This window comes from Pseudoalteromonas sp. B160 (assembly GCF_037162485.1).
GTDB lineage: Bacteria > Pseudomonadota > Gammaproteobacteria > Enterobacterales > Alteromonadaceae > Pseudoalteromonas > Pseudoalteromonas rhizosphaerae.
Genome location: NZ_JARLUX010000001.1, coordinates 1,641,987 through 1,668,734, shown reverse-complemented (window position 1 = coordinate 1,668,734; position 26,748 = coordinate 1,641,987). Strand labels below are relative to the sequence as shown.

The window sequence follows — 26,748 nt, the reverse complement described above, 5'->3', positions numbered from 1 at the left end:
ATGAATACAGCAAAGAATGCCTTACCTATGGCGGTTAATAGCATCAATAAAGTGATAGTTGATACTGAAGTGACACCTATTTATCCCGTGCGATATGCCTATGCCAATTTTTTTGAAGAAACATTACATGAAAATGCGCTACCTACAGATTTGAATACGTTATTACATGCAAGAACGATTAAAGATGGGCAGGGTTATATTGTTCGTTTACTGCGTGAAGGCTGGGTTTATCTATTTGATGAAGATAATCCTGCAACAGATTTACTGCATATTTTTAAATATGAAAAACGCAAAAGTGATAAAGGCGTAGCGACTGAACACTTTGTTAAATACACATTTAAGAATGGTGTCGATGCTTCTCAAGGTATCGAAGTGGATACACATAAAAAGTGTAAGCTTTCTGATGATGGTAGCTATGGTTTTGTATTTGCCAGTAGAGAAGCAAAAAAAGTCTCTATTGTTTATACCGAGCATGAATTAGCGAAGGAAGTAATCGATAAGCTGCAAAGTCAGCAAAGCTTTCGTCGCGAATGCATGCAGTTAATTGACCTTCAAAAAGAAGACGGGCAGGACTTTGTTCCAGCAACAGAAACCAATTTATGGAAGCTTGTTGAAGATTACAGAGAGCGCAAAGAGCGTTTTTTAAAGTTTCAAGCAAGTACAGAGGCTGATCAAAATGAAATTAGTTTAGATGTACTAACTACGGATGACTCCTACGAGCTTGATGCAAGTTACATTTCCTTACTTATCAATCACACATTGAGGTTTTCTAAAAAATCTAAAATTGTTGCGTTATTTGACCCTGTTGGACGACAAAAAGATATTGCACTTGCCCATGCTCAGCTGTGTATTTTACAGCAAGCCGAATCCGCTCAAAACATTTATCCCTACACAATAGGCGCGTTTGTACAAGCGCTTCGTAGTAGTAAAGACGAAGTTATTAAAGAAGCCTTAGCAGAAAACATCAACTGGCAAGAGCATGGCCGCTATTGGCAAGCAATGGATAAACGACAGCGTACATACTTAGCACGCCAGCAAGAGTTCGTCGATTTGTATAGCGCATTTATGGAAGCTGCGCCGCATCAAAATCAAGTAGGGAGTTTGAATACCTATCTACGAAGTTTTTTGCAGAGCCCCAACAAGATGCTGAGCAGGAAAGTGAATTTGTTAAGGTGTGCGATATCTACAGTGATATATTTTCCGGAATGTTAGCGTCAGCACCTGGAAATAAAGCCTTTGAGCAGTTGTTTATTGCAGGGGCTGAACAGGCCGACAGCAACAGTAATACGTCACCAATCGCCATATTTTGGCACTACTTTTTAAGGCCAATTGTTACGCAACCACAAAAGGGCACAGACTTTACTGCAAACACCTTAATAGCCTTAGATAGACTGATGGTGACGATAGCCCCGCTTATCTCTAAGTTATACTCACCGACAAAGGTGAGTTTGGACTACGCAAAAAAACTATTTGGTGTAAGTGCAGGGGCAGGTATTAACTATATCGCCAACAAAGTAGTTCCCGCTATCTTAAACGCGTATGGTATACAAATACTCGATAAAACAGTTTCCCTCACTGAGCCACAACTAGAGAAGCTGCTTAACCAAGTCATCAATGACTCAAACTTAAATCACACCTTACATGTAACTAACCCGCAAACAGCGGAGCGTTATGTCGGCAGTGCTGAGCGCAAAATTAAGCTAGGGCAAGCGGCATTTGACTGGGTTGAAGGCGTAAAAGACGCTAAACTCCCCACGCTAATTACTCTATCAGAAATTCAGGTTGATGCTCGTCATTATAATAATTATGAGTTTGTGCATAGTCCTTACAGTGAAGCGAGTAAAATAGCGCTTTTAGTAGATGGCAGCTTTGCTGGTTTAAGTGCCTTTTTTAATCTTTCAGCAATTAATGACCTAATCCATCAAAATCGATTTGATATAACAAACCCACTAAAAAACCGCTCAACATTTCAATCTGTGATGACATGGACGAGTGTACTCTCAGCGCTAACGGTTGATATCGCTACCATAGGAAGTGACACACTAAAACTAGGTGTTAAGGTACAGCCTAAGTTGTTACAGCCACAAGCAATGCAAAAGTTACCATCGCAGGCAACACGTTTAAGTAAATCACTAAGTGAGTTTGTTGCGGGTAAAGTGGCTGCTCGGCTTATTTTAGTGGCGAATATTACTGGTGGTATTAGTTCATCAATAAGTAGCTTACATGCCTTTAATATGGGCAGTGACGAGGAAGGGGTTGGCTACTTAGCTATTTCAGCAGGCTCTTTTATTTTGGCAGGGCAAGCGATGCTTTATGGTGCCGGTGCAACAGCAACAACTGGCGCCTTGCCAGTAAGTCTTTTATTAACTGTTGTGGGGTTAATTGCAATCGGTGCTGGTGCGGCAGTTGCATTTATCCATGGTAAAAACGATGTAGAATTATTGCTCTCTTGTTGTTTTTGGGGTAATAGCCGTAAGTATCCATTTTGGGATAAGGGTGATAAGTATAATCCGTTTTATACATCTAAACCTAGGCCATTTATAAATGTAAGGATAGATATAGCTTTTGATATATATAAAGAGCAAAAAATAGCTAATGCTTACAAAGTGGAATTACAAGAATTTGAAAATTTATTTAATCGCCCGTTATTAGCGCTTGAGCATAAAACAGGGCAATCCGATTTCCATTTTACTTTACCTAATTTTAAGCAGGGAATATCGCAACTGCATTTTAAAGTCATGGTGAATAGATTAGAGCAAGCTGATGGAGCGACGATTGCATCACAAAAAGGGGGGAGCGAAATTTATACAGTTGTACCTGAAGAAGCCCCAACTTTAACTAAGCAGTTAAAAGAGCAGCTAAACGCACTAAAAAGCGCTTTAACATCAGGGATGGCAAAATTTACGTTAAGTTTACAGCATCAGCACAAAAACAATGTGACTTTGTATTGGTACTATGAGCCTAGCCCTAATAGCATTGTGCCTAAGCGTTACTTAATTGAAAACGAAGTCCTTGACGATGCAATTATTGGTATGATTGATAATGATTTTATACCTAACTGAAATTAATAAAAGAGGCCATAATGGCATTAATTAAACCAATTTACCCAGTACCCTTAGTCAATAAATTAAAAGCGTTGTTGGCATTTAAGTTACCTAGCGCAGAGATGCCACCACCGCCGATCATCTATGTTGATGATAATGCCTGTAAGCTTAGCAACAACTCTATTAAAGCACGTAATATGGGCATTATCCCGATGTTATTCATGGTGTCATTTATTGCGTTTTACCAGGTAGTTGGTTTTTATTCTATGTGGAAGTCAGTTGAACAGGAAACTTTGGAATATATTGACTCTTATAAAAAAATACGGAGAAAACTATTTTTTATCTTCCACTTTACCCCCCGTGAGGAAAAATATTTATGAACGGCTTGATGAAAATGGCAAAATGTCATTAAGCCGCTATATGCATTATCACTACTATGAAACCGCTGATGTTGGCGGTACGTTTCGCCTTAAGCGAGATATAATTTTATCCATCTTTATTATACTGACACTTCCGCCCTTATTGTACTTTTTAATCTTTTTTAAGCGCCAAGCGCCGATGGTGTTTGATCGTAATCGGCAAATTGTTTATCACTGGTATAAGGGCAACGTCCGTGCTCAACATTTTAAAGACCTCCGAATACATGAAGATTCACAAATGATGCGTATTCAAACGCGCAGCCTTGGTAGGCGCGGTGATATGCGTTGGGCTAACTTTATGGTGCAACCGCGCCATAACCCTTATTACAACGGTAAAGATGCGTACGAGCCAGTATTGGCGTTTATTTGCCAATTTATGGAATATGGCCGCGAGCATGTAATGCCGCAGCATGAGCAATGGCAATCAGATGACAAACCCTTTGCATTTTTTGATGATGAAAAACCAAAAGACTTTGAGCAACAGCTAAATGCGGTATTAACACATTTGTCAGAGAATGATACAGATATCCCGCTTGATAAAGACAATTTACCCTTATCTACAGGGATGGATATGAGCATGAGTATGCGTTTAAGTAGGGCCGAGAGTCGAGAAAGTAATAAAGCTGTGGACAAGAATGAATAAAGGATTTGTTGAGATTAATGGCATTAATTAAACCAATTTACCCAGTACCATTAATCAATAAAATAAAAGCGTTGCTGGCATTTAAATTACCTAACGAAGAGATGCCACCACCGCCGATCACCTATGTTGATGATAATGTCTGTAAGCTCAGTAACAACTCAATAAAAGCCCGTAATATGGGTATTATTCCGGCGTTGTGCATGGTGTCATTTATTGCCTTTTACCAGATAGCTGGTTTTTATTCCATGTGGAAATCAACGGAAGAGAGTATGATGAAAATGGTTGATTTTTATAAAAAAAGCATGGAGAAGATTATTTTTTATCCCCAAATGTTGAACCAGTAAGTAAAAGTTTTTACGATATGTTTGATGAAAATGGCAAAATGTCATTAAGTCGTTATATGCATTATCACTATTATGAAACCGCTGATGTTGGCGGTACGTTTCGTCTTAAGCGAGATATAATTTTGTCCATCTTTATTATACTGACGCTTCCTCCCTTATTGTATTTTCTAATCTTTTTTAAGCGCCAAGCGCCGATGGTGTTTGATCGTAATCGGCAAATTGTTTATCACTGGTATAAGGGCAACGTCCGTGCTCAACATTTTAAAGACCTCCGAATACATGAAGATTCACAAATGATGCGTATTCAAACGCGCAGCCTTGGTAAGCGCGGTGATATGCGTTGGGCTAACTTTATGGTGCAACCGCGCCATAACCCTTATTACAACGGTAAAGATGCGTACGAGCCAGTATTGGCGTTTATTTGCCAATTTATGGAATATGGCCGCGAGCATGTAATGCCGCAGCATGAGCAATGGCAATCAGATGACAAACCCTTTGCATTTTTTGATGATGAAAAACCAAAAGATTTTGCGCAGCAACTTAATGCGGTGTTAACACATTTATCAGAGAACGATACAGATATCCCGCTTGATAAAGACAATTTACCCATTCCTCCAGTGTGAATACGGTTAAGTAAAAAACAATGGCTTTGATTAAACACCATTACCCAATACCTTTAGCAAATAAGTTGAAAGCACTACTTAGCTTTCAACTCACTAAAGAGGCACCGCCGCCAACACCGATAGTGTATGTAGATAAGCATGTTTGTAAGCTTAGTAATAATTCAATGAAAGCCCGTAATATGGGACTGATCCCATTGTTATTAATGGTTTTATTTACTGTATATTTAAATATCGATGACTTCTGTATTGGTTGGGAGAAAAAGGAGAAGTCGACACAACACAAAATTAGATTTTATAAACGTGAATATGGCGAAAATTACTTTTTATCTCCACAAGTTCACCCTATAGATAAGCGAAATTACGAGATGTTAGATGAAAATGGAGACCTATCATTAAGTAATTATATGCAATATCGTTATTATACAACTGCCAAAGTTGGCGGTACTTATCGCCTTAAAAAAGACATTTCACTTTTAGTTTTTTACGCTGTTACTATTCCACTTTTGTTGTTTTTTATTATTCGTTTTAAACGTCAAGCACCGATGGTGTTTGATCGTGATAAACAAATTGTCTACCTCTGGTACAAAGGCAAAGGTACGCGCCCAGCACTTTAAAGATTTACGGATTTATGAAGACTTTCAAATGATGCGTATTCAGACCCGCGGTTTTGATAAACACAACAACATGCAATGGGCTAATTTTATGGTGCAACCTCGTCATAATCCTTATTACAACGGCAAAGATGCGTACGATCCAGTATTGGCATTTATTTGCCAATTTATGGAATATGGCCGCGAGCATGTAATGCCGCAGCATGAGCAATGGCAATCAAATGACAAACCCTTTGCATTTTTTGATGATGAAAAACCAAAAGACTTTGAGCAGCAATTAAATGCAGTGTTAACACATTTATCAGAGAACGATACAGATATCCCGCTTGATAAAGACAACTTGCCTATTCCTCCAGCATGAATACGGTTAAGTAAAAAACAATGACATTAATTAAACCAATTTACCCAGTACCATTAATCAATAAAATAAAAGCGTTGCTGGCATTTAAATTGCCTAGCTCAGAGATGCCACCACCGCCAATCACCTATGTTGATGATAATGTCTGTAAGCTTAGCAACAACTCTATTAAAGCCCGTAATATGGGCATTATCCCTATGTTATTCATGGTGTCATTTATGGCGTTTTACCAGATAGCTGGTTTCTATTCAATGTGGAAGTCAACAGAACAAAATATTCAGGAGGATGTTGAATATTATAAAAAAATATGGGGAAAATTACTTTTTATCACCAAGCGTTCACCCTTTAGATAAAAATAACTACGAAAGGCTCGATGGTGAAGGCAAGATGTCATTAAGCAGATACATGTATTATCGTTACAATGAAACAGCTGAATCTGCCCGTACTTTTAGGCTCAAACAAGATATTTTCGTGTCAATCTTTATTATACTGACACTTCCGCCCTTATTGTATTTTTTGATCTTTTTTAAACGCCAAGCGCCGATGGTGTTTGACCGTAATCGGCAAATTGTTTATCACTGGTATAAGGGCAACGTTCGCGCCCAGCATTTTAAAGACCTACGAATACATGAAGACTCTCAAATGATGCGTATTCAAACGCGCAGCCTTGGTAAGCGCGGTGACATGCAATGGGCAAACTTTATGGTGCAACCTCGTCATAATCCTTATTACAACGGCAAAGATGCGTACGAGCCAGTATTGGCATTTATTTGCCAATTTATGGAATATGGCCGCGAGCATGTAATGCCGCAGCATGAGCAATGGCAATCAAATGACAAACCCTTTGCATTTTTTGATGATGAAAAACCAAAAGACTTTGAGCAGCAACTTAATGCGGTGTTAACACATTTATCAGAGAACGATACAGATATCCCGCTTGATAAAGACAATTTACCGTTATCTACAGGGATGGATATGAGCATGAGTATGCGTTTAAGTCGGGCCCAGAGTAGAGAAAGTAATAAGGATGTGGACAAGAATGAATAAAGGATTTGTTGAGATTAATGGCTTTGATTAAACACCACTACCCAATACCTTTAGCAAATAAGTTGAAAGCACTGCTTAGCTTTCAACTTACTAAAGAAGGCGCCGCCGCCAACACCGATAGTGTATGTAGATGAACATATTTGTAAGCTTAGTAATAATTCAATGAAAGCCCGTAATATGGGGCTGATCCCATTGTTATTAATTGTGTTATTTACTGCATGTTTAAATGCTAATAATATATTAAAAAGCTGAGTGCAAGAGAGAGAGCAACTATTGATAGTATTGAATTATATAAAAAAAGTATGGAGAGAATTATTTTAGTAGTACAGAAGTAAACCCAATACACTTAAAGTGGTATAAATTGCTAGATGAAAGTGGTGAGTTGACGTTTAAAAGCTACTTGTATGCTCGTCACAGTAATAAACATACAGCTTATGGAAGTTATTTTTACAAAAAAGACATTTCATTTTTAGTTTTTTACGCTATTACTATTCCACTTTTGTTGTTTTTTATTATTCGTTTTAAGCGTCAAGCGCCGATGGTGTTTGATCGTGATAAACAAATTGTCTACCTCTGGTACAAAGGCAAAGTACGCGCCCAGCACTTTAAAGATTTACGGGTTTATGAAGACTTTCAAATGATGCGTATTCAGACACGTGGTTTTGATAAACACAACAACATGCAATGGGCTAATTTTATGGTGCAACCTCGTCATAATCCTTATTACAACGGCAAAGATGCGTACGAGCCAGTATTGGCATTTATTTGCCAATTTATGGAATATGGCCGCGAGCATGTAATGCCGCAGCATGAGCAATGGCAATCAAATGACAAACCCTTTGCATTTTTTGATGATGAAAAACCAAAAGACTTTGAGCAGCAACTTAATGCGGTGTTAACACATTTATCAGAGAACGATACAGATATCCCGCTTGATAAAGACAATTTACCCATTCCCCCTGTGTGAATAAGGTAAGGGCTGATGGTTTTAGAACTTCAAAAGCGCTTTATAACCACCCCAGTAATGCTGAGTTTAGAGCGCTGCGCCCTGATCCAAACTTAATTTACCCGGGCGATAAAATTACCATACCACCTAAAAAAGAAAAGTTTATGCCGCTGCGCGCCAATAGCCTAAATACGTTTGTTGTACAAAACGAAAAAGAATATTTTCGCTTAAAAGTAGCGTATGACGATGGCGATGATATTACCGGTAAACGTGTTGTGCATCGATACCGTATTGCAAAGTGATGGGCTTATCGAAGTAGAGCTTAATAATAACGACGCACTTACTGGCAACGTCGATTTATATTTAAAAGCAGGCGAAACCACACCAACTAAAGGCTTTGCGGTACAAATAGGCAATCTAGATCCAATCGACACGCTTTCTGGCGTGCAGGGACGTTGTAATATGTTGGGGTTTAATTGCGGCAAGGTTGATGGCGTCATGGGAGAAAAAACACGCATTGGGGTAAAAGAATTTCAGTACCAACATGAGCTAGATGTAGATGGTATTCCTGGCCCTAAAACCAAAGCAAAATTACAGCAAGTATTTGGGAGTTAGTATGAGTGCCCCGCATAGTATGCCAATGGTAGTTAACAATATAAATCTGTTAACGATTGTTAAGCCCGCTTTTGTATTTTTTTATCAAGTTGATACTAATGCAAAAAATTACGCTAAAGAACAGCTCATGCTGGTAAATAATCAACATAACTGGCAGCAAATAAAACCCATATCACGTGTAATGCCTGAGGGGAACTGGGTTCGTATAGAATTTACCGACATACCCCAAAGCGGCAATTTTGATTTATTACAAGACCCAAACGACGGCCAGCCTACTTACTATATATTTGATAACGTGCCATTCAGCGAGCTTAACAAGCAAACACCAAACACGGTAATAATGGCAGAGATAACAGAAGGGTAAGTGTATTCATTTTTTCCTTCATTATAAAAAGTTTTAAATAATGAGTTTGTTTACTGCAATCCAATAAATGGGCTCATTCAGTAAAAGGATAGTTTTTGATGTTTTTTAAAAAATACAGCATGTTTTGCGTGCTCTCTCTTGTGCCAGCTTGGTACTAGGCGGTTGCTCAGAGCCATCTTCACAAGGCTCTGAGCAGGCAGAGGTTGATGTTGCTAAATATCCATGGGCTAAAGAGCATAAAAACCACCCAGAGTGGCCAATGGACATTCGTGAAGAGGTGTATGGCGATGCAGATACCTTCTCAACCCCGCGGTTAATGTTTTGGAATAAATACAAATACAGTGAGGTACGCACGCTGTGGTCATCTCGTTTAGATGGCTCTGACAGGCGTCGCATAATTCCTGAAGAAATTTTTACCCAGTTGGAACCTGCGGGATTGCATCCACCATCTCGCTCACCAGATAACCGTTATATCGCTATTTCGGGTTATATAAATGACCGAGCGACGCGCCAGTTATACGACACCAAAGAACAAAAACTAATCACCATGTCAGGCGGGGGGGCATCCTTCATTTAACTGGACCTCAGATAGCGATAATGTAATTTTTTATGCAGATGGTAAACATTACAACTACAAAGTATCAACAGCAACACTTACACAGCGTAAAATAATTTACTCTGACGAGTTATTTTTACTCCCAGGCGATAAAGAGTTTTTAGCGGTAAAGCACGATGGCTTTTGGATACATAAATTTAATGGTGAAATAGTGCGTAAAGTGAATTTTGGTTTTCCGAGAGAATGGGAAATGAAAAACCACCGTATTTCACCGGATGGAAAATATTTAGCGTTTATGACTCATGGCAGAGACGACTTTCATTTTCACTGGGTAAATCTTGCCAACCCTGAAATAGAGCATTCAGAGAAAGGAACAGGTGGTGGAGTTATATTTTCATTAGATGAAGATGTTACTCTTAAATTTGGTTATAACGACTTTAAAGAGCCAGCTAGTCGAGATGAAATACCTGACATATATAGCATTATTACTAAAACGAATATTTTAACAGGTGAGCAAAAAATCACACGAGTAAAGGAAATGGGTATTTGGGGTCTTGATACATTAGTTCCAATAGCAATTACAAACGTAGCAGCACAAGGACGATAATAATGCATAAAATGAGCAAAGGATCTGAATAGAGTGGAGACAACAGTGGGAATTAAAATAGAAAACTTATCTAAGCAGGATCGGCCATAAAGTAAAGTATATTATGGTTGCTTTAGGTTTGGTTTGAATTATATAACCGTAAAGTTGGTTTTATACGAAATTTATTTTCTTTTATTGTGGTTTTTCATTCCATTTAAAGGTGAGATTATGCTTGCATGCGCAGTTTTGAAGTGTTAAAAATAGGGCTCACTGAACACACACATTTAGTAAAGACGATGCAAAACACTCATTTAATTACATTAAAACTGAACCTCTTACTGCAAGCGCACGTGAGCGGGGATTAGTGTATTTGCATTAAGTAAACACAAAAAACCCCGCATATCGCGGGGTTTTTTTTATCTCGCATCCAGGGCAGCAGAGAATTAAGGGTAGATTATGCAAGAACAAGATAAAGTATGGATTTTCGACACCACTTTACGTGATGGTGAGCAAGCGCTTAAAGCGAGCCTGACTGAAGAAGATAAAATCCAGCTGGCACATACTATTAGCCGCCTAAATGTGGATGTGATGGAAGTAGGTTTTCCGGTTTCGAGCCCTGCCGATTTTCGTTCAGTGCAACGTATAGCGACAGAAGTGAAAGGCCCTATTATTTGTGGTTTAGCACGCGCTGTTGCTAAAGATATTGAAGCCTGTGGCGAAGCACTTCGCACAGCACAACAAAGTCGAATTCATACTTTTATTGCTACCAGCCCTTTGCATTTAGAACACAAGCTACGTATGAGCTTAGATGATGCGACAGCCATGGCGGTTAAATCAATCAAGCTTGCCCGTAATTATACTGATGATGTGGAATTTTCATGCGAAGACGCAGGCCGTACACCGCATTGGGATTTATGCAAAATTGTTGAGCAGGCGATTAATGCCGGTGCATCAACCATCAACTTACCAGATACGGTTGGTTTTGTTACGCCAGACGAATACGCGGCGATGATCCGCCATTTAATGAATAACGTGCCAAATATTGATAAAGCGCGGTTAAGTGTACATTGTCATAATGATTTAGGTTTGGCTGTTGCCAATTCTGTTGCAGCGGTGCAAGCCGGTGCACGGCAAATCGAATGTACTATTAATGGTATTGGTGAGCGTGCGGGTAACTGTTCACTTGAAGAAGTGGCGATGATCATGAAGATGCGCCAAGACCACTTAAAAGTGTATACCGATATTCGCAGTGAAGAGATTTATCGCGCCTCACGCCAAGTGGCGAAAATTTGTAATATGCCAGTACAACCTAACAAAGCGATTGTTGGCGAGAATGCTTTTGCCCACAGTTCAGGTATTCATCAAGACGGTGTATTAAAAGCGCAAAATACCTATGAAATTATGTCACCAGAAAGCGTCGGCGTACCAAATAACCAATTAAATATGACCTCACGTTCGGGTCGTCATGTTATTGAGCACCGCCTTGAAGAATTAGGCTATCAAAAATCTGATTACGATATGGATAGCCTATATGAAAGCTTCTTAACCCTTGCAGATCAAAAAGGTACAGTGTACGACTATGACCTTGAAGCGATGATTTATTTTAATCAAATCAGTGATAAAGACGACAAATACCAATTAGAGTTTGTTAACTCAACGTCTAACTCGCAATCAGTAGCAAGCTCAACGATTGGGATGACGATTAATGGTGAGTCTAAACAAGAAGCGGCTACCGGCAATGGCCCTGTAGAGGCGTCATTCTTAGCGATTGAACGTTTAACGGGTATGGCTGTTGAAATGATTGAATTTAATCTAGAGGCGACCGGTGAAGGTGCCAGTTCATTAGGTGAAGTAAATATAATAGCTAAATACGATGGCCGCCCTTATCACGGCGCGGGCATTGCAGCGGATGTGGTTGAGGCGTCAGTACGCGCCATGATCCGCGTTTATAACTTAATTTATCGCGCACAAAAAGTGTCTGATTTAAAACAACAAAGGAAAGCAGGATGAGTCAATCAAATTATAGCGTTGCAGTATTAGCAGGCGACGGTATCGGCCCAGAAGTAATGGCAGCAGCAGAGCAGGTATTGGATGCTGTGAGCAGTAAATTTGGTTTTACTTTAACTCGTCATCATCATGCCATTGGCGGCGCTGCGATTGATCAATTTGGTAAAGCGTTACCCGATCAAACCCTTGCAGCGTGTGAAAGTGCCGATGCAATTTTGTTTGGTTCAGTGGGCGGTCCAAAGTGGGAGCATCTTCCTGCCAATGAGCAACCAGAGCGCGCATCACTTTTGCCACTACGTAAACACTTTGGTTTGTTTTGTAACTTACGCCCAGCGCAACTATTACCAGCACTGAGCGCTGCATCGCCATTACGTGCCGATATAAGCGAAAAAGGCTTTGATATCTTATGCGTGCGTGAATTAACCGGCGGTATTTACTTTGGCGAAAAAGGCCGCAGTGGCGAAGGGGCTGAAGAAGTGGCGTTTGATACGCAAACTTATTCACGCAAAGAAATTGAACGCATTGCACGTTTTGCCTTTGAAGCAGCAAAATTACGTAATAACCATGTAACGTCGGTTGATAAAGCCAACGTATTAGCATCAAGTGTATTATGGCGCGAAGTAGTAACCGAAGTAAGCAAAGACTTCCCAGAAGTAAGCCTTGATTATATTTACGTTGATAACGCGGCAATGCAACTGGTTAAACAACCTAGCCAGTTTGATGTGTTACTGTGTGATAACTTATTTGGTGACATATTGTCAGATGAATGCGCGATGATCACCGGATCTATGGGCTTATTGCCATCGGCAAGTTTAAATCAGTCAGGCTTTGGTATGTATGAACCTGCTGGTGGTTCGGCACCTGATATTGCTGGCAAAGGGGTTGCAAACCCAATCGCACAAATTTTAAGTGCCGCGTTAATGCTACGTTATTCACTAGGCCAAGATGAAGCGGCGCGCAGCATTGAAAAAGCAGTAGCCGAAGCGGTCGAAGCAGGCGTAGGTACACCGGATATTTACCCAAATGCAGGTTATACAACGCAAGACGTTGCCGCAGCAATTGTCGCTCGTATATAAAACAGCACGTATTTAAACAATTATTCACTCGCTGCACCGTCACGCGGCGAGTCAAACAAATTAGGGGATCAGCAAGTGGCCCAAACGTTATACGATAAAATCTGGCAAGCACATGTAGTTGCTAGTATTAATGAGCAAACCGATTTACTTTATATTGACCGTCATCTAGTACATGAAGTGACATCGCCGCAAGCTTTTGCTGGCCTGCGAGAGAAAAACCGTAAAGTGCGTTGTCCTGAAAAAACCATCGCAACGATGGATCATAATGTATCGACCAAAAGCCGCTCATTAGATGCCGCCAGTGAAGTATCAAAAAACCAATTGATGGCGCTTGATGCCAACTGCAAAGAGTTTGGTATTGTACTTTACGATTTAAACTCAATTAACCAAGGCATAGTGCATGTAATGGGGCCTGAGCAAGGTATTACTTTACCTGGCACTACCATTGTTTGTGGTGATAGCCATACCTCTACTCACGGTGCATTTGGTGCACTGGCCCATGGTATTGGTACGTCTGAGGTTGAGCACGTACTCGCGACGCAAACACTACAACAGAAAAAAGCCAAGTCATTAAAAATTCAAATTAATGGTGTACTACGTCCAACGGTTACAGCCAAAGATTTGATCATGGCGGTGATTGGTAAGCTAGGTACCGCTGGTGGTACAGGTTATGTGGCAGAGTTTTGTGGTGAAGGTATTGCAGCACTGTCAATGGAAGCGCGTATGACATTGTGTAACATGAGTATTGAAATGGGCGCTAAAGCGGGTTTAATCGCTTCAGACCAAATCACTTATGATTACTTAAAAGGCCGCCCATTTGCTCCACAAGGCGATGATTTTGAAGCTGCAGTTGCCTACTGGGAAACCTTAAAAACTGACGAAGGTGCGCAGTTTGATTTAGAAGTTGAACTAGAAGCGAGTAGCATTCAGCCGCAAATTACTTGGGGCACTAGCCCTGAGCAAGTTATTGGTGTTGATGAATGCATTCCAGATCCAGATCAAGAGCCTGATTTAATTAAAGCTGATGCGATTCGCAGTGCCCTTAAATACATGGGTTTAACAGCCGGTGATAAGTTATCGTCAGCGAGCGTAGATACGGTATTTATTGGTTCATGTACCAACAGCCGAATTGAAGATTTACGCGCCGCCGCACAGATTGTTGAAGGTAAAAAAGTGGCTGCTGGTGTTGAGGCGTTAATCGTACCTGGCTCTGGCTTGGTGAAAAAACAAGCTGAAGATGAAGGCCTAGCTGATATTTTCAAAGCTGCTGGTTTTGAGTGGCGTGAACCGGGTTGCTCAATGTGCTTAGCGATGAACGATGACCGTTTAGGTGCAGGCAAGCGCTGTGCATCCACCTCAAACCGTAACTTTGAAGGTCGCCAAGGCCGTGGTGGTCGTACACACTTAGTAAGCCCTGCAATGGCCGCTGCGGCAGCTATTCATGGTCGCTTTGTTGATATTAGAGGAGAAGCCTAATGAGCATTTTTTTAGTGGCTTAATGGCCCCACTTGATAAAAACAACGTCGATACCGACCAAATCATTCCAAAGCAGTTTTTAACCTCAACCAGCCGTGATGGTTTTGATGCGGCGTTGTTTTATGATTGGCGCTATTTAGATAACGACGAGCCAAACCCTGAGTTTATTTTAAATCGGCCATGTTACCAAGGCGCGCAAATATTACTAACTCGCGATAACTTTGGCTGCGGCTCATCACGTGAGCACGCTCCATGGGCATTAAAGCAATATGGTTTTGAAGTGATTTTAGCGGAAAGCTTTGCCGATATTTTCTTTAATAACTGTGGCAATAACCAGATGTTAGCTATTGCACTACCAGCACAAACATTGGAAGACTTATTTGTACTGAGCGAGCAACACGACGATATTCATATCGACATCGATCTTGAAAACCAAACGCTGACCAGCAATAAGTTTGCCCCAATTAGCTTTGATATTCGCAAAGACGTAAAAGAGCGCTTATTAAGTGGCTTAGATTTTATCGGTGTGACCGAAACGCTAAATCCACAAATTGACGCGTTTGAAGCAAAGCTTAACGCCGAGCGTCCTTGGCAGTAGTGGTTTAAAAGTAACTAGATAATGAAACGCGGCTAAGGCCGCGTTTTTTATTGCTGCGGTTAGAAATAGTTGTTAACTTCGGAACATTATTGGTAATTAAACATTGAAAGAATTATTTATGCGAACGCTTTCTCCAAAATATATAGGCATTATTTTAGGTGTGCTTTACGGCATATCTATACGGGTATTTCTAGAGTTTAGTGATGCGTTTAACTTCGGCAGTTTAGTCACTATTTCTTTTATGTTTTTAGTCCCCATTGCGATTGGCTATATTCGTATTTATTTTGAATGCAAGCTCAATAAATCAATGTCTTATAAGCACATGGCAGTTAAGGCTTGGCAGCCTATTTTTGTATTTTTACTGGTCAGTATAGTCACTCTTTTAGAGGGAGTATCTGTGTCGCCATGGCGCTACCTGCATTTATGTTATTTGCAAGTATAGGAGGAGTCCTAGCTGGATTTGTACATCGTAAATTAGAAAAAGAAAGTAAAAAAAGTCGTCATGTCAGTGGCATTAATACCTTTGATTTTATCACCGCTAGAGGTGAATTTTTTAAAGCTATCGCAAACATATGAAGTTAAAAACTCAATTGTTATCAATGCACCAATAGACGTTGTTTGGCGGCAATTAGCGAATGTGAGTTACATTGCCGAAGGAGAGTTCCCAATGTCATTTTCGCAATTAATAGGTATTCCTCGCCCTTTGCAGGCGGATATGAATGCACAAGGTGTTGGAGCAGTGAGAACTAGTAAATGGCAAAATGGTGTTGTATTTAAAGAGGTTATAACGGATTGGCAGCCAAATAAACAAATGCTCTACCAGTTTGATATCGACCCTGATTTGATTCCAGACAACGCACTAGATAAACATGTAAAGCTAGGCGGGGAATATTTTTCACCTCTTTATGGTGGCTATTATTTAGCAGAAACCGCTAATGGACAAACCGTTTTAACGTTAAAAACCACTGTTGAAGATAATACCAACTTTACTATTTACTCTCGATTATGGGGTGAGGTTATTTTTCAAGACTTTCATAATTCACTATTAAAGTTGATGAAAAGCCGAGCTGAAAAAGCCGTTTAAGCTATTTTATGGTTGGCTTGCAAACTTTTTTAGCTTACTCACCGCTGGACCACCATTCACCGCGATTACTTCCTTTGTATTTATTAACAGGCTAAGCTGCAACTTTATACTTTTAGGAACATGCTATGAAATTATTAACTGCGGCGACTTTATTGCTGGCGTCTACGGCGGCGTTTGCTCGCCCTGCGCCTTTGGTATCTATCCCAACTCATGATGGCTTTTTTGATAATATTGCCGCCCATTGTGGTAAAGCTTTTGAGGGTAAAGTAACGGTTGATAATGCCACTGGTCCTAGCTCGTTTGCGGGTAAAAAACTAGTCATGCATGTTCGTAAATGCACTGATAGCGAGTTACAAGTACCGTTTCATGTAGGTGATGATGCATCACGTACGTGGATCATTACCAAAACCGGTAGTGGTTTGAGTTTAAAACACGATCATCGCCATCAAGATGGGACTGATGATGTATCGACTATGTACGGTGGTCATACAGTTGATGCTGGGTTTGCTAACGTGCAGTCGTTCCCTGCGGATCAGTATTCAAAAGAATTGTTTGTTAGCCAAGGTATTCCACAATCTATCGGTAATACATGGCAGATGTATATTTACCCTGAAAAATTTACTTATCGTTTAATTCGCCAAGGCCGCGAGTTTCGCGTTGATTTTGATTTAACAAAACCAATTACACCACCGCCAGCGCCTTGGGGTTATAAAGACTAAAGATTAGTCTTTGCTGGGCTTTGTCTCACATTGTAGTAATACCGTTAAAGGCGGCTGATAGGCGCGGGGTTTGGTTGGGAAACGATCATACTCTTGTACACCATCAGTCACTTTTAGCATAAATGGATTACCACGGCATAAACGATCAGCATGGCGCAATAAAAATACACTTTGATTTTTAAAATGCTGATAGTCGTCAGATTGAATTTCTAGATGATAGTTATTTGCGTCTAATTTTGTTTGGTAATAATGGACTTTTTCATCGAAGTCATAGAGTTTTTCGGTTTCACCTTTTTCTGCTAATACCGCATTACTGCCTATTAATAGTGCCAGCGCACTGATAATTACTAGCCTATTTGCTGTTTTTCCTTTCATAAACCTTTAACTCCATTATTGTATTGAGCGCACTATTTAATTACAGTGATGCAACGAGTTATGCTGTAAGTCTAACACCCAAAAAGGGAAAATGTGATGTTCAAACAAATAAAACAACTATTTTCAGCTTTTGATGAGCAACCAGCTCAGCTGCAAGAGCATGATTTGAAAACGGCTGTAGCGGCATTATTGATTGAAGTCATGCGTGCTGATCGCGAGCAGCAAGACGATGAATTGAAAACGTTATCTCTGACTTTAAAAAAGTATTTTAATTTGAGTGATGAAGACGTTAGTGAGCTAATGCAAAGCGCAGGAAAAAGTTTGGATGACGCGATTGATTACTTTCAGTTTTCTAAACAAATTAATGATCAATGCAGCGCAGAGCAACGGATTGAAATTATAGAGCTGCTATGGCGCTTAGCGTATGCCGATGGTGAGTTAGATCCGCAAGAAGAGTATGTAATTCGCCGTGTTTCTAACTTGTTGTATGTCGCGCATGAGGATTTTATCGCTGCCAAGTTAGCAGCGACAAAGCTTTCTTAAGCGGTTTATTTATTTAATTTGCTGGCAACGCTGACGAGCTGCTGAGCAAGGCCTGCAATTCGTTCTGCTGTCACTGGGTCACTAATGCGGCCATTTTCATCAAGCAAAGTGTGAATTGCAGGTACGGCAAGTTGATCTGCCAATACCAAGCTGCCGATACCCGATAAAATATCGCGAACGTGATTTAGACCACGTAAGCCACCTAAGCCTCCCGGTGATGAGGCGTATAAAGCCGTTACCTTGTTACGAAATGCTGGAACTGCGCCTTGCTCAGTACGTGATGCCCAATCAATGGCATTTTTAGTACCGCCGTAATTGAACCGTTATATTCAGGGCTGGCAAGTAAGATGCCATCTGCAGCGCGTAGTTTGTCTTTTAATAACTGAGCGCCTACTGGTGTGCCTTGCGCTTCAACGTCTTCGTCAAACATGGGTAAGTTTAGATCTGCCAGTTTAATTACTTCAACTTCTGCACCGCTTTCTAATGCAAAGCGGGCTGCTTCATTGATCAATTTTTGGTTAAAGCTGTCTTTACGTAAGCTGCCTGCTAAGGCAATAATTTTTGGTGCTGTCATGGTGGTCGCCTTCAATAACGTAGTTGGGTTTGCCTGTTAACTACTTTAGCAAATATTTACTTGCAGAAAAGCCAAATAAACGCAAAACTTATGTGCATATACGCACACTTGAGGTTAAGGGCAGGTATGGCGATTCAATTTGATGACTGGCAAGATGTAAAAGTAGCCTATGAAGTTGCGCGGTTAGGAACGTTAACAGCGGCGGCTGAAAAGCTCAACGTTCATCACAGTACGGTACTTAGGCGCATTAATAACCTTGAGCAAAGTTTAAATGCACGTTTATTTCATCGTCATGCCAGGGGTTATAAAGTAACTGAGATTGGCGCTAAACTCTTTACAGCAGCGCAGTCTATTAATAGTGAACTTGAACGCTTACACAATGATATTATTGCCGCAGATAGTACTTTGCGTGGTAGTTTATTGCTTACAACGGTCAGTGGTTTTATTGATGTACTGAGTGATGTGTGTGAACAATTTCAAAGTTTACATCCACAGGTGCAGCTGGAAGTTATATTAGATCAAAAGCGTTTACGTCTTGACCACGGCCAAGCACATATAGCGGTTCGCGCAGGTCCTCGTCCTGATGAAGGTGATTATATCGCCCAGCATTTGGCGCATTTGTCGTCAGGATTTTATGCATCAAAGCGTTATATTGATAAGCATGGCGTGCCAAAAAGTATTAAGCAATTGCCGTTGCATAATTTTGTTTCGGGGGTGGCGGGTTATAATGGCAAAGTGCCTTATTTTGTTTGGGTTGATGAAAATATACCAACTTCACAAGTGAAATTACGCGTGTCTGAAACCTCAGAGGCAACCCGTGCAATTGTTAAAGGCTTGGGAATTGGCGGGATGCAGCATGACGTGGCGGCGCAGTATGCTGATTTAGTACCAATACTAGCGGATGAACTGAGTTGGCCAACGGATTTATGGCTAGTAACCCATCACTTAGTGCACCGAACAGCTAAGGTACAGGCGTTCAGTCAGCTTTTAAAAGCGTATTTTAAGGAGCATAAGCTCGCGTAATTTAGCTGGTTAATCTTTCTATCAGCAAAAACGTGGCTAAACAGTATTTAGCCACGTTTTGTTTAACGACTGAGAAAAATTAATTAACGTCCTTTTAAATTACGCATGTCTGCTTGTACGTTACGATAAAACCGACCTAAGCTTCTATCTTGGCTACGTAATTGCGCAAGGCTCTGAGTATTGCGTTGCTGCTCTTTTAACAGTTTTTGATAATTAGTGATACGCCGCTGCGTTAATAAGCCTTTTTGTAACGCAGCTAGCACCTGACAACCGGGTTCTAGCTGATGACTACAATCGGCAAATCGACACTGCTGCGCCAGTTCACTTATATCGTTAAAAGTAAGCTCTACACCTTGTTGACAGTCACTTAGTTGCAGCTCTCGTATGCCGGGAGTATCGAGTAACAGCGCTCCTACGTTAAGAACATGCAATGCTCGATGAGTCGTGGTGTGGCGACCTTTGCTGTCGTCCTCACGAATTGCACCAGTGTCACTTAGCTGCTGTTCACATAAGCTATTAACTAAGCTGGATTTACCTACACCCGAAGACCCAACAAAAGCTAATGTTTGACCTTTGCCGCACCATGGCATTAATTGCTCAACACTGCCACGCTCTAATGCATTAACAGACAGCACGGTTAAGTGATTATCAAGCGCTGTTAGTTGTGCTATATGTTGCTCTGGTTCTGCACATTGATCGCGTTTGGTCAGTACAACAACGGGTAAACACTCACTTTGATATGCTAACGCTAAGTAGCGTTCAAAGCGGCTTAGATTGAAATCTTGATTATGCGAGCTGACAATAAACAAAGTATCAATATTAGCGCCAATAAGCTGTTCACTTAATTTACTTCCCGCACTTTTGCGACTGAGCAATGTTAAGCGCTCAAGCAATCGGGTAAACAGCCAGTGTTCGTTGTGTTGCGTAAGTAATATCCAGTCACCCACAGTTAAGGGGGATGATCTGAATTTACCAATACCTTGTGGCAACCCTGCTCACTCTGTACAACAAAGTGGTCGCGATGGTAGGTAATGATCCGTGCAATCAGTGTGTGCTCTAAATCATTGAGCGTAAGTTGTTGTTGGAAAAATGCGCGCCAACCCAGTTGGCTTAAACTTAAATTAGTATTCATATAACCCCATTACTGCAAAGAGTAAAAATAACAAAGGGGTTTGCTGTTAAATTTTAGCTATCAACAGCGCCCGGCTAATGGCCGAGCAAAACTTAATATTAAAAAATAAAATTAAGCACTTACTTGCCCAGCAAGGGGGTTTAATACAATCATCAAATATCTCCTGTTTAGATGTTTATTGTGGTTTTACACCAGTTGGCACTATAGCCAAGTTTGGGTGTATAAAATACACATTAAATAGATTTTTTTACTGTAATACCGAGACGTTTGGCTAATCGCACTAAGTTAGCGCGATCAACTTTTAATGTTCGTGCTGCACTGGCCCAGTTGTAATTATGTTGTTCTAGCTGTTGGCTGATTAAATGCTGAGTAAATGTATCCGTTGCTTGTTTGAGCGAGAAATTTTGTTTATTTATGTTATTGTTATCGGCAGTTGTTAATGCGACAGGCGCTGGGTTATTTGTACTTAGGTTAAGTTCACAATGAGCAGGTTCAATAGTAATTATTGCTTGCTGCCACTGGCTTTGTTTGGCTTTTAATGCTGCACGGCTGATCACATGCTCAAGTTCTCGCACATTCCCCGGCCAGTCATATTGAGTGAGTAGTAGTTGCGTTTCGACGCTGAGTTTGAGTTGTTTGATAGCTAGCTTACGAGCTGTTCTTTCAACAAAGTAACCTGCAAGTAAAATTACATCGTTTTCGCGTTGTTTAAGTGGCGCAACGTTGAGCGGGTAAACACTTAACCGATGATATAAATCGGCTCGAAAACGCCCTTGAGCGACTTCGTTTTTAAATGCCTGTTTGTAGCCGCAATAACCCTTACATCGACGTATTTTACTTCATCTTCACCAACCGTTTGGATTTCACCACTTTGTAAGACGCGCAATAGTTTACTTTGCATGGCAAGTGGCAGTTCACCAATTTCATCTAAAAATAAGGTGCCACCATCAGCCAGCTGAAACTTGCCTTGACGTGCATTATGGGCGCCGGTAAATGCGCCTTTGGCGTGGCCAAAAAATTCACTTTCGGCGAGATTCTCTGGTAATGATGCACAATTTAAGTGAATTAACGGCATTTCGCTACGTTTTGAATGAAGATGGATATTGCGTGCTACTAGCTCTTTACCTACCCTGGTATCACCTTGGATCAAGACACTAAACTCAGAAGCCGCCACTAGTTTTATATCGCTTCGAAGGGCTTGCATGGCCGTGCTTTGGCCGATGATCTCTGCACCATCGCGGGTAAGCGCTTCGCGGTTTAGCTCTTGCACTAAAGCGCTACTATGTTGCGCGTGGTTTTGATATTGCTGCAGTTTTAATACAGTTTGCAAATGCGCGGAGCAAAGCGTACCTAGTTGAGTAAATAGCTCAAGGTCAAAACTGTCGAATGCATTTGCATCGAGACTGTCGAGGGTGATCACCCCGAGTAAGTTATCGTCGCTATCAAGTAGAGGGATGCCTAAGCAAGCATGAACAGGAATATCGCCAGCTTTGCTCGATAGTAAACCGTCGTACGGATCAGGAATTGGGCAATCATGGGCAAACTGTAATGGTTGCTTAGCGTTGCAAATGGCATGTAAACGTGGATGCTCGTTTATTACAAAGCGTCGTCCTAGGGTGTCAGGCGTCAGTCCATGAATAGCTTGTGGTTTTAACACATCGCCTTGTAAGGTAAGCAGTGCAATAGCGTCACTGGGTATTACTTGTTTGATACACTGAATTAACTGCTGAAAAGGCTGCTTTTGGTCGCTCACTTTAGCAAGCACAAGGGCGACATTAAGTAAGCTTTGTTTATCTACCATGTCAAAATGACTCAAATGTGTTTTTATCTTATTTAAAGGTGAGTCATAAAGACTTTTTTGTCAATAGCAAAATAGTTAATATGTTGAATAATAAGCAGTTTAAATCTTGGCTCGGCTTGTGCAATAGCGTGTTATAAATACCTAGATAGATGAGTCTAATACGCTGATGCGAGCAATCAATTTAACCGAACCAATGCCCAAAAAAGTGCGTTTTTATCAAGTCAGTCAATGGCCGTTATGGATGTTAGCATTTCGGCCCTACTTTTTAGGAGCTGGCTTATTGGCCGTTTTGTCGATTAGTTATTGGTTACTCATTTTAACAGGCCATGCCAGATGGCAATTGACTATGCCAGCAACACTTTGGCATGCCCATGAAATGATGTTTGGCTTTGCAGGCGCTGTAGCTGTGGGGTTTTTATTAACCGCAGCACAAACTTGGAGCGGGGTTGCGAGTATTAATGGTCGTAAATTGATGTTGCTAACCCTAGTGTGGCTAGCAGCTCGTGTTGCGTTTTTTATTACCAGTGCAGGTATTGAAAACTTTAGTTTATATGCGGTGTTATTGTTCCAATTGCTTTGGTGGTTAGGTGCAGTTATGGCGCTGGCTAATATGCTCCTTAAAGCTGGCAATAAAAATAACTACCAATTTTTACTGATGCTAAGCGCATTGTGTGTGCTCAATATTATTTATTTATGCTTAGCAATACAACAAAACATGCTACTTGCATTGGCAGTCGCCGATACCGCAGTACTAGTAATGACCTTACTTGTCGGTGTGGTGGCTGGGCGGGTATTACCTTTTTTACTGCTCGTGGTCTTGGTTTAGCGGAGCAAGTGCGTACTCCTCGTTTAGATAAAGTGCTGCTTTACAGCTCATTGTTTGCTGTCGCGCTTTATTTTATCAGCCAATTATTTATAGCAAGCGTTAATCCTGGTTGGGCATTGGCTGTTGTTGCTGTAGTGCATTTAAGTCGCTCATTGTTGTGGTGGAATAATCAAATACTCAAAGTACCACTGTTATGGTCGTTGCACTTCTCTTATCTAGCTCTTGGGCTTGGTTTAGTATTGCTTGCGCTGAGTTTTTACAGCTCGGTTATTTTGTTTAAAGACGCGCTGCATATGATCACTATAGGTACGATTGGCATGATGATCTTAGCGATGATGACGCGGGTATCTCATGGTCATACTGGCCGCCCTTTAACTATTCCTCACTTTATGGCTGTGGCGTTTGCTTTAGTGTTTATTGCAGCAATTATTCGTTCGTTATTACCAGTTGTTATTGGGCCACACATCGCATGGCAGCTGAGTGCTGTACTGTGGATCGTGGCATTTTTATTGTTCTTATTCCACTGTATTCCTATTTTAACGCGGCGTCGTGTTGATGGGCGTCGTGGTTAAAGGAAGTTGTATGTTATCTGATAAAACCATTGAAATAGTAAAAAGCACAGCGCCTTTATTGGCGCAGGCGGGCACCGTTGTCACGGAGCATTTTTATAACCGGCTGTTTAGTCATAACCCTGAGCTGCAGGATATTTTTAATATGGCCAATCAACGTAGTGGCCGTCAGCAATTTGCATTATTTAATGCCTTGGCTGCGTATGCTCAAAATATTGATAATTTAGCCGTATTAAAAGAGGCGCTGGCACGCATTAATCATAAGCATACCAGCATGCATATTTTACCTGAGCATTATCCAATAGTTGGCGGACACCTGATTGGCACTTTAAAAGAATTGATCCCTGAGCAATTTACAGCTGAAGTTGAATATGCATGGCGTGAGGCTTACGCACTACTTGCTGATATTTGTATTACCGAAGAAGCGGCGCTATACGAGCACAGTAAAAATAACCACGGTGGCTGGTCGGGTACTAGAGCATTTGTTATTGCTAAAAAACAGCCTGAATCAGAGTTAGTAACCAGTTTTACTTTAGTGCCAGTCGATGGTAAAGCGGTAATGACTCATAAACCAGGGCAGTATTTAGGTATCAAAGTAAAACCAGCTTATGCACAGTATAGTGAGATACGCCAATACTCTATTTCTCAGCAAAGTAATGGTGAAAATTACCGTATTAGCGTGAAAAAAGAGTTATTGCCAGCAGCGGGGATTGTATCTAATTATTTGCACTCACTTGATGTGGGCAGCGTTGTGGAGCTTTATCCACCGGCTGGAGACTTCTTTTTACGCGCAAATAAAAAACCTGTGGTATTAATTTCTGCGGGCGTTGGTCAAACACCGATGCTGGCAATGTTACAAACATTATTATGTGATACATCGAATCAAGCGGTCACCTATTTACACGCCTGTGAAAATATCCTGCAGCATTCATTTAGTCAGTTTTTGGCTGAGCAAGCCGCGGCGCATACTCGATTAAATTACTACACTTGGTTTAATCAAGGTGGCGAGGGAGCTGAGTTTACTGGATTGATGAATGTCAGCGCTGTTGCTGAGCAGCTACCGCTTGAAGAAGGTGATTTCTACATCTGTGGCCCAACGGGGTTTATGGCTGCAATTAAACAGCAATTACTCGTATTAGAAGTTGCTGCTGAGCGTATTCACTACGAGGTGTTTGGCCCACATCAAGATATTTAATGACGAAACTAAATGCAGGTTTTAAGTGAAAAGGCGCGAAATGCGCCTTTTTTATGGTTTTGGCTATTTAAAGTACAGCATTGCTATTTTTCGCTGCCAAAGCTTGGTTTTGCCATGCGGTAAATAATTTTTGTTGCTTGTCGGAAATTTTTAAACCATAGGTTTTTTGCATATAAAAATAAGCATCGGCAATGCGTTTTCGTGCATAAAAGGGCGGCTCTACCACACGCTGTTTAAAATCTACCTTTACTTGGCAGCGACCATATTGGCTTGCATTACCTGCAATCATGCCAAAGCTGTAATTAGAGCGGTCTGCGTTTATTTCACCAATTGCCGGAGCGAGATTATTTATATCAGCTTCCATTTTCCGAAATTGCGCACTGACTTTAATGCAATTTTTTCGGCCGCCCTCTTGCCAGCATTGTAGCTGGTGACCAAATTCCCATGCAGACACAATATGTTCCCACTCAATCCGAGTTGCGCGCGCATTTGGTTTGCCTGAACGAGTAACCGCATTGCGAGGCACATAACCACATGCATTTGGGTCGGGCACCAGTTTTTTACCTTGGCGTTTAATATTACAGCCACAATAGAGGCTGGTGGCGTTATCAGGAAGGGTTTCGATGAGGTGTTTTTTTGCGCTGTAAAAACTGGTGAATTGTTCTGCATAAAGGTTAAAACTCACACAACACAATACCAGCGCAATAATTAAATGCGGCATATCCAATCACTTTAGTGAACTACAGGAAGCGCTAGTTTAGAGCGATTATTCAAAAAGTAAATCGCTTAACTGTGTGATGTAGTGGGAATTTCAACTCATCTACAAGGTAAGGTTAGCTACTTGGGCGACGGGAAGTACGTTTTCTAAAACGGATATTCTGTAGTAATAAAATAAAGCCAGTTAAACAAAACAATATGCTACTGGCTGCAAAACTAATTAATAATGGGTTATTAAAATCTTCACGTTGATCATAGTCCATTATGTGTAACATCCAGAAAAAATCGAAAATTCGCCAAATTGTGCTGCGAACAGTAATAACTTGGCCACTATCAGCGGATAAATATAGTGTGGTGTTAAACGTATCGTCAAAATTTACTTGCCAAATATTTTCTTTAAAGCCAACTTCGCGAGTACCTTTAGCTAGTTTGATCGCGTCTGTTACTTGCGCATTAATTAATAGATGAGCTTGGGCATTGGCAATAATTTGCGCTTTACTCGGTGCTACCAAAGGACTGCCAGTAACTCCGTTAAAGCTGTACTCACCGTTACTGTTGCTCACAATAATGGTAGGGATTGTTAAAAAGTGACTATAACTAATTTGTCTTGGCTGAGTAATTTGTGAAACGATATTATCAACTGAGGCTAGATAATCAGCTTGTTTGAATGGGTTATTTAATTGCCGCGCAGCTAAATGTTTACCGTGAACTTTTTCAAGCGGTATAGCACTCATAATTAAACCACCGAGTAACCATGCAAAAATTTGTAGCGCTAATAAGTAACCTAACCATTTGTGAAACTTACGCGCATGTTTAAAAATGCGTTTATCCATAGTGACTACCTGTTTGTTATTAGTGCGGTATTCTATAAATTATA

29 protein-coding genes and 4 pseudogenes are annotated in these 26,748 nt (G+C 40.8%); 26 read left to right on the top strand and 7 right to left on the bottom strand.

The window, feature by feature from the left end:
* The 22 genes and pseudogenes from P4S61_RS07770 to P4S61_RS07660 all read left to right on the top strand — a co-directional run bounded on the left by P4S61_RS07770 (position 1) and on the right by P4S61_RS07660 (position 17,116).
* Positions 1 to 1,212: a toxin VasX gene (locus P4S61_RS07770; RefSeq protein ID WP_337118087.1), complete on the top strand. Its 1,212-nt coding sequence runs from the start codon at positions 1 to 3 to the stop codon at positions 1,210 to 1,212.
* Positions 1,206 to 3,062, top strand: coding sequence for a hypothetical protein (locus tag P4S61_RS07765; protein WP_337118086.1), 1,857 nt, complete (start codon positions 1,206 to 1,208; stop codon positions 3,060 to 3,062). Before P4S61_RS07770 ends, P4S61_RS07765 begins: the two co-directional genes overlap by 7 nt.
* A gap of 20 nt (positions 3,063 to 3,082) precedes the next feature.
* Positions 3,083 to 3,424 (top strand): hypothetical protein, encoded by a 342-nt coding sequence (locus P4S61_RS07760; protein WP_337118085.1) that lies wholly within the window; start codon positions 3,083 to 3,085, stop codon positions 3,422 to 3,424.
* Between the two features lie 22 nt (positions 3,425 to 3,446).
* Positions 3,447 to 4,106, top strand: a complete 660-nt coding sequence (locus P4S61_RS07755) for a hypothetical protein (RefSeq protein ID WP_337118084.1) — start codon at positions 3,447 to 3,449, stop codon at positions 4,104 to 4,106.
* Positions 4,107 to 4,123: 17 nt separating this feature from the next.
* Positions 4,124 to 4,450 (top strand): hypothetical protein, encoded by a 327-nt coding sequence (locus tag P4S61_RS07750; RefSeq protein WP_337118083.1) that lies wholly within the window; start codon positions 4,124 to 4,126, stop codon positions 4,448 to 4,450.
* Between the two features lie 17 nt (positions 4,451 to 4,467).
* Entirely contained in the window at positions 4,468 to 5,073 is a 606-nt protein-coding gene (locus tag P4S61_RS07745; protein ID WP_337118082.1) for a hypothetical protein, read from the top strand.
* Between the two features lie 20 nt (positions 5,074 to 5,093).
* A complete protein-coding gene (locus P4S61_RS07740; RefSeq protein WP_337118081.1) occupies positions 5,094 to 5,687 on the top strand; it encodes a hypothetical protein in 594 nt (197 codons plus the stop codon).
* Between the two features lie 28 nt (positions 5,688 to 5,715).
* On the top strand, positions 5,716 to 6,045 hold the full coding sequence (locus P4S61_RS07735) for a hypothetical protein (protein WP_337118080.1): 330 nt from the start codon (positions 5,716 to 5,718) through the stop codon (positions 6,043 to 6,045).
* 20 nt (positions 6,046 to 6,065) lie between these two features.
* Positions 6,066 to 6,395 (top strand): hypothetical protein, encoded by a 330-nt coding sequence (locus P4S61_RS07730; RefSeq protein ID WP_337118079.1) that lies wholly within the window; start codon positions 6,066 to 6,068, stop codon positions 6,393 to 6,395.
* Between the two features lie 34 nt (positions 6,396 to 6,429).
* Positions 6,430 to 7,089, top strand: a complete 660-nt coding sequence (locus P4S61_RS07725; RefSeq protein WP_337118078.1) for a hypothetical protein — start codon at positions 6,430 to 6,432, stop codon at positions 7,087 to 7,089.
* Between the two features lie 361 nt (positions 7,090 to 7,450).
* Entirely contained in the window at positions 7,451 to 8,056 is a 606-nt protein-coding gene (locus tag P4S61_RS07720; RefSeq protein ID WP_337118077.1) for a hypothetical protein, read from the top strand.
* Entirely contained in the window at positions 8,053 to 8,337 is a 285-nt protein-coding gene (locus P4S61_RS07715) for a hypothetical protein (RefSeq protein WP_337118076.1), read from the top strand. The genes P4S61_RS07720 and P4S61_RS07715 overlap by 4 nt, the downstream gene beginning before the upstream one ends.
* A complete protein-coding gene (locus P4S61_RS07710) occupies positions 8,288 to 8,650 on the top strand; it encodes a peptidoglycan-binding domain-containing protein (RefSeq protein ID WP_337118075.1) in 363 nt (120 codons plus the stop codon). The genes P4S61_RS07715 and P4S61_RS07710 overlap by 50 nt, the downstream gene beginning before the upstream one ends.
* Before the next feature lies 1 nt (position 8,651).
* The gene (locus P4S61_RS07705; protein WP_182758012.1) at positions 8,652 to 9,014 is read left to right on the top strand and encodes a hypothetical protein; all 363 of its coding nucleotides are present in this window, start codon (positions 8,652 to 8,654) and stop codon (positions 9,012 to 9,014) included.
* A gap of 98 nt (positions 9,015 to 9,112) precedes the next feature.
* Positions 9,113 to 10,177: pseudogene (locus P4S61_RS22920) on the top strand (hypothetical protein).
* Positions 10,178 to 10,612: 435 nt separating this feature from the next.
* Positions 10,613 to 12,166 (top strand): 2-isopropylmalate synthase, encoded by a 1,554-nt coding sequence (gene leuA, locus P4S61_RS07690; RefSeq protein ID WP_145242424.1) that lies wholly within the window; start codon positions 10,613 to 10,615, stop codon positions 12,164 to 12,166.
* Positions 12,163 to 13,239 carry a 3-isopropylmalate dehydrogenase gene (gene leuB / locus P4S61_RS07685; RefSeq protein WP_182735445.1) on the top strand — a complete coding sequence of 359 codons (1,077 nt, stop codon included), beginning with the start codon at positions 12,163 to 12,165 and terminating at the stop codon, positions 13,237 to 13,239. The genes leuA and leuB overlap by 4 nt, the downstream gene beginning before the upstream one ends.
* A 75-nt stretch (positions 13,240 to 13,314) precedes the next feature.
* Complete coding sequence (gene leuC, locus P4S61_RS07680) at positions 13,315 to 14,715, top strand: 3-isopropylmalate dehydratase large subunit (protein ID WP_145242429.1); 1,401 nt, start codon at positions 13,315 to 13,317, stop codon at positions 14,713 to 14,715.
* The gene (gene leuD / locus P4S61_RS07675) at positions 14,681 to 15,313 is read left to right on the top strand and encodes a 3-isopropylmalate dehydratase small subunit (protein WP_337118072.1); all 633 of its coding nucleotides are present in this window, start codon (positions 14,681 to 14,683) and stop codon (positions 15,311 to 15,313) included. The genes leuC and leuD overlap by 35 nt, the downstream gene beginning before the upstream one ends.
* A gap of 118 nt (positions 15,314 to 15,431) precedes the next feature.
* Positions 15,432 to 15,755 (top strand): hypothetical protein, encoded by a 324-nt coding sequence (locus P4S61_RS07670; protein ID WP_337118071.1) that lies wholly within the window; start codon positions 15,432 to 15,434, stop codon positions 15,753 to 15,755.
* 60 nt (positions 15,756 to 15,815) lie between these two features.
* A complete protein-coding gene (locus P4S61_RS07665; protein WP_337118070.1) occupies positions 15,816 to 16,397 on the top strand; it encodes a hypothetical protein in 582 nt (193 codons plus the stop codon).
* A 125-nt stretch (positions 16,398 to 16,522) separates the two neighbouring features.
* On the top strand, positions 16,523 to 17,116 hold the full coding sequence (locus P4S61_RS07660; protein WP_182758019.1) for a hypothetical protein: 594 nt from the start codon (positions 16,523 to 16,525) through the stop codon (positions 17,114 to 17,116).
* A gap of 3 nt (positions 17,117 to 17,119) precedes the next feature.
* Here the strand turns inward: P4S61_RS07660 and P4S61_RS07655 are convergent, their stop codons facing one another.
* The gene (locus tag P4S61_RS07655; RefSeq protein WP_145242437.1) at positions 17,120 to 17,491 is read right to left on the bottom strand and encodes a hypothetical protein; all 372 of its coding nucleotides are present in this window, start codon (positions 17,489 to 17,491) and stop codon (positions 17,120 to 17,122) included.
* Positions 17,492 to 17,587: 96 nt separating this feature from the next.
* On the opposite strand from P4S61_RS07655, the gene P4S61_RS07650 reads away from it, so the two are divergent.
* Entirely contained in the window at positions 17,588 to 18,034 is a 447-nt protein-coding gene (locus tag P4S61_RS07650) for a tellurite resistance TerB family protein (protein ID WP_145242439.1), read from the top strand.
* A gap of 5 nt (positions 18,035 to 18,039) precedes the next feature.
* Here P4S61_RS07650 and P4S61_RS07645 read toward each other — a convergent pair.
* Positions 18,040 to 18,608: pseudogene (locus tag P4S61_RS07645) on the bottom strand (NADPH-dependent FMN reductase).
* A 126-nt stretch (positions 18,609 to 18,734) separates the two neighbouring features.
* On the opposite strand from P4S61_RS07645, the gene P4S61_RS07640 reads away from it, so the two are divergent.
* Entirely contained in the window at positions 18,735 to 19,631 is an 897-nt protein-coding gene (locus tag P4S61_RS07640) for a LysR family transcriptional regulator (RefSeq protein WP_182783889.1), read from the top strand.
* Between the two features lie 83 nt (positions 19,632 to 19,714).
* On the opposite strand, the gene rsgA is transcribed toward P4S61_RS07640, so the two are convergent.
* The 3 genes and pseudogenes from rsgA to norR form a co-directional block, all read right to left on the bottom strand.
* On the bottom strand, positions 19,715 to 20,620 hold the full coding sequence (gene rsgA, locus P4S61_RS07635; RefSeq protein WP_442961554.1) for a ribosome small subunit-dependent GTPase A: 906 nt from the start codon (positions 20,618 to 20,620) through the stop codon (positions 19,715 to 19,717).
* Positions 20,581 to 20,763, bottom strand: a complete 183-nt coding sequence (locus P4S61_RS07630; protein WP_337118069.1) for a hypothetical protein — start codon at positions 20,761 to 20,763, stop codon at positions 20,581 to 20,583. Before P4S61_RS07630 ends, rsgA begins: the two co-directional genes overlap by 40 nt.
* Before the next feature lie 233 nt (positions 20,764 to 20,996).
* A pseudogene (gene norR / locus P4S61_RS07625) lies at positions 20,997 to 22,564 on the bottom strand (nitric oxide reductase transcriptional regulator NorR).
* A 166-nt stretch (positions 22,565 to 22,730) separates the two neighbouring features.
* Here norR and P4S61_RS07620 point away from each other — a divergent pair.
* Positions 22,731 to 23,962, top strand: a pseudogene (locus P4S61_RS07620) (NnrS family protein).
* Positions 23,963 to 23,972: 10 nt separating this feature from the next.
* Positions 23,973 to 25,154, top strand: a complete 1,182-nt coding sequence (gene hmpA / locus P4S61_RS07615; protein WP_337118068.1) for an NO-inducible flavohemoprotein — start codon at positions 23,973 to 23,975, stop codon at positions 25,152 to 25,154.
* A 67-nt stretch (positions 25,155 to 25,221) separates the two neighbouring features.
* Here the strand turns inward: hmpA and P4S61_RS07610 are convergent, their stop codons facing one another.
* Together P4S61_RS07610 and P4S61_RS07605 are read right to left on the bottom strand one after the other, a co-directional pair.
* Positions 25,222 to 25,875 carry an endonuclease gene (locus P4S61_RS07610; RefSeq protein WP_182758022.1) on the bottom strand — a complete coding sequence of 218 codons (654 nt, stop codon included), beginning with the start codon at positions 25,873 to 25,875 and terminating at the stop codon, positions 25,222 to 25,224.
* A gap of 112 nt (positions 25,876 to 25,987) precedes the next feature.
* Positions 25,988 to 26,704, bottom strand: coding sequence for a hypothetical protein (locus tag P4S61_RS07605; protein WP_182731725.1), 717 nt, complete (start codon positions 26,702 to 26,704; stop codon positions 25,988 to 25,990).
* Positions 26,705 to 26,748 lie beyond the last annotated feature (44 nt).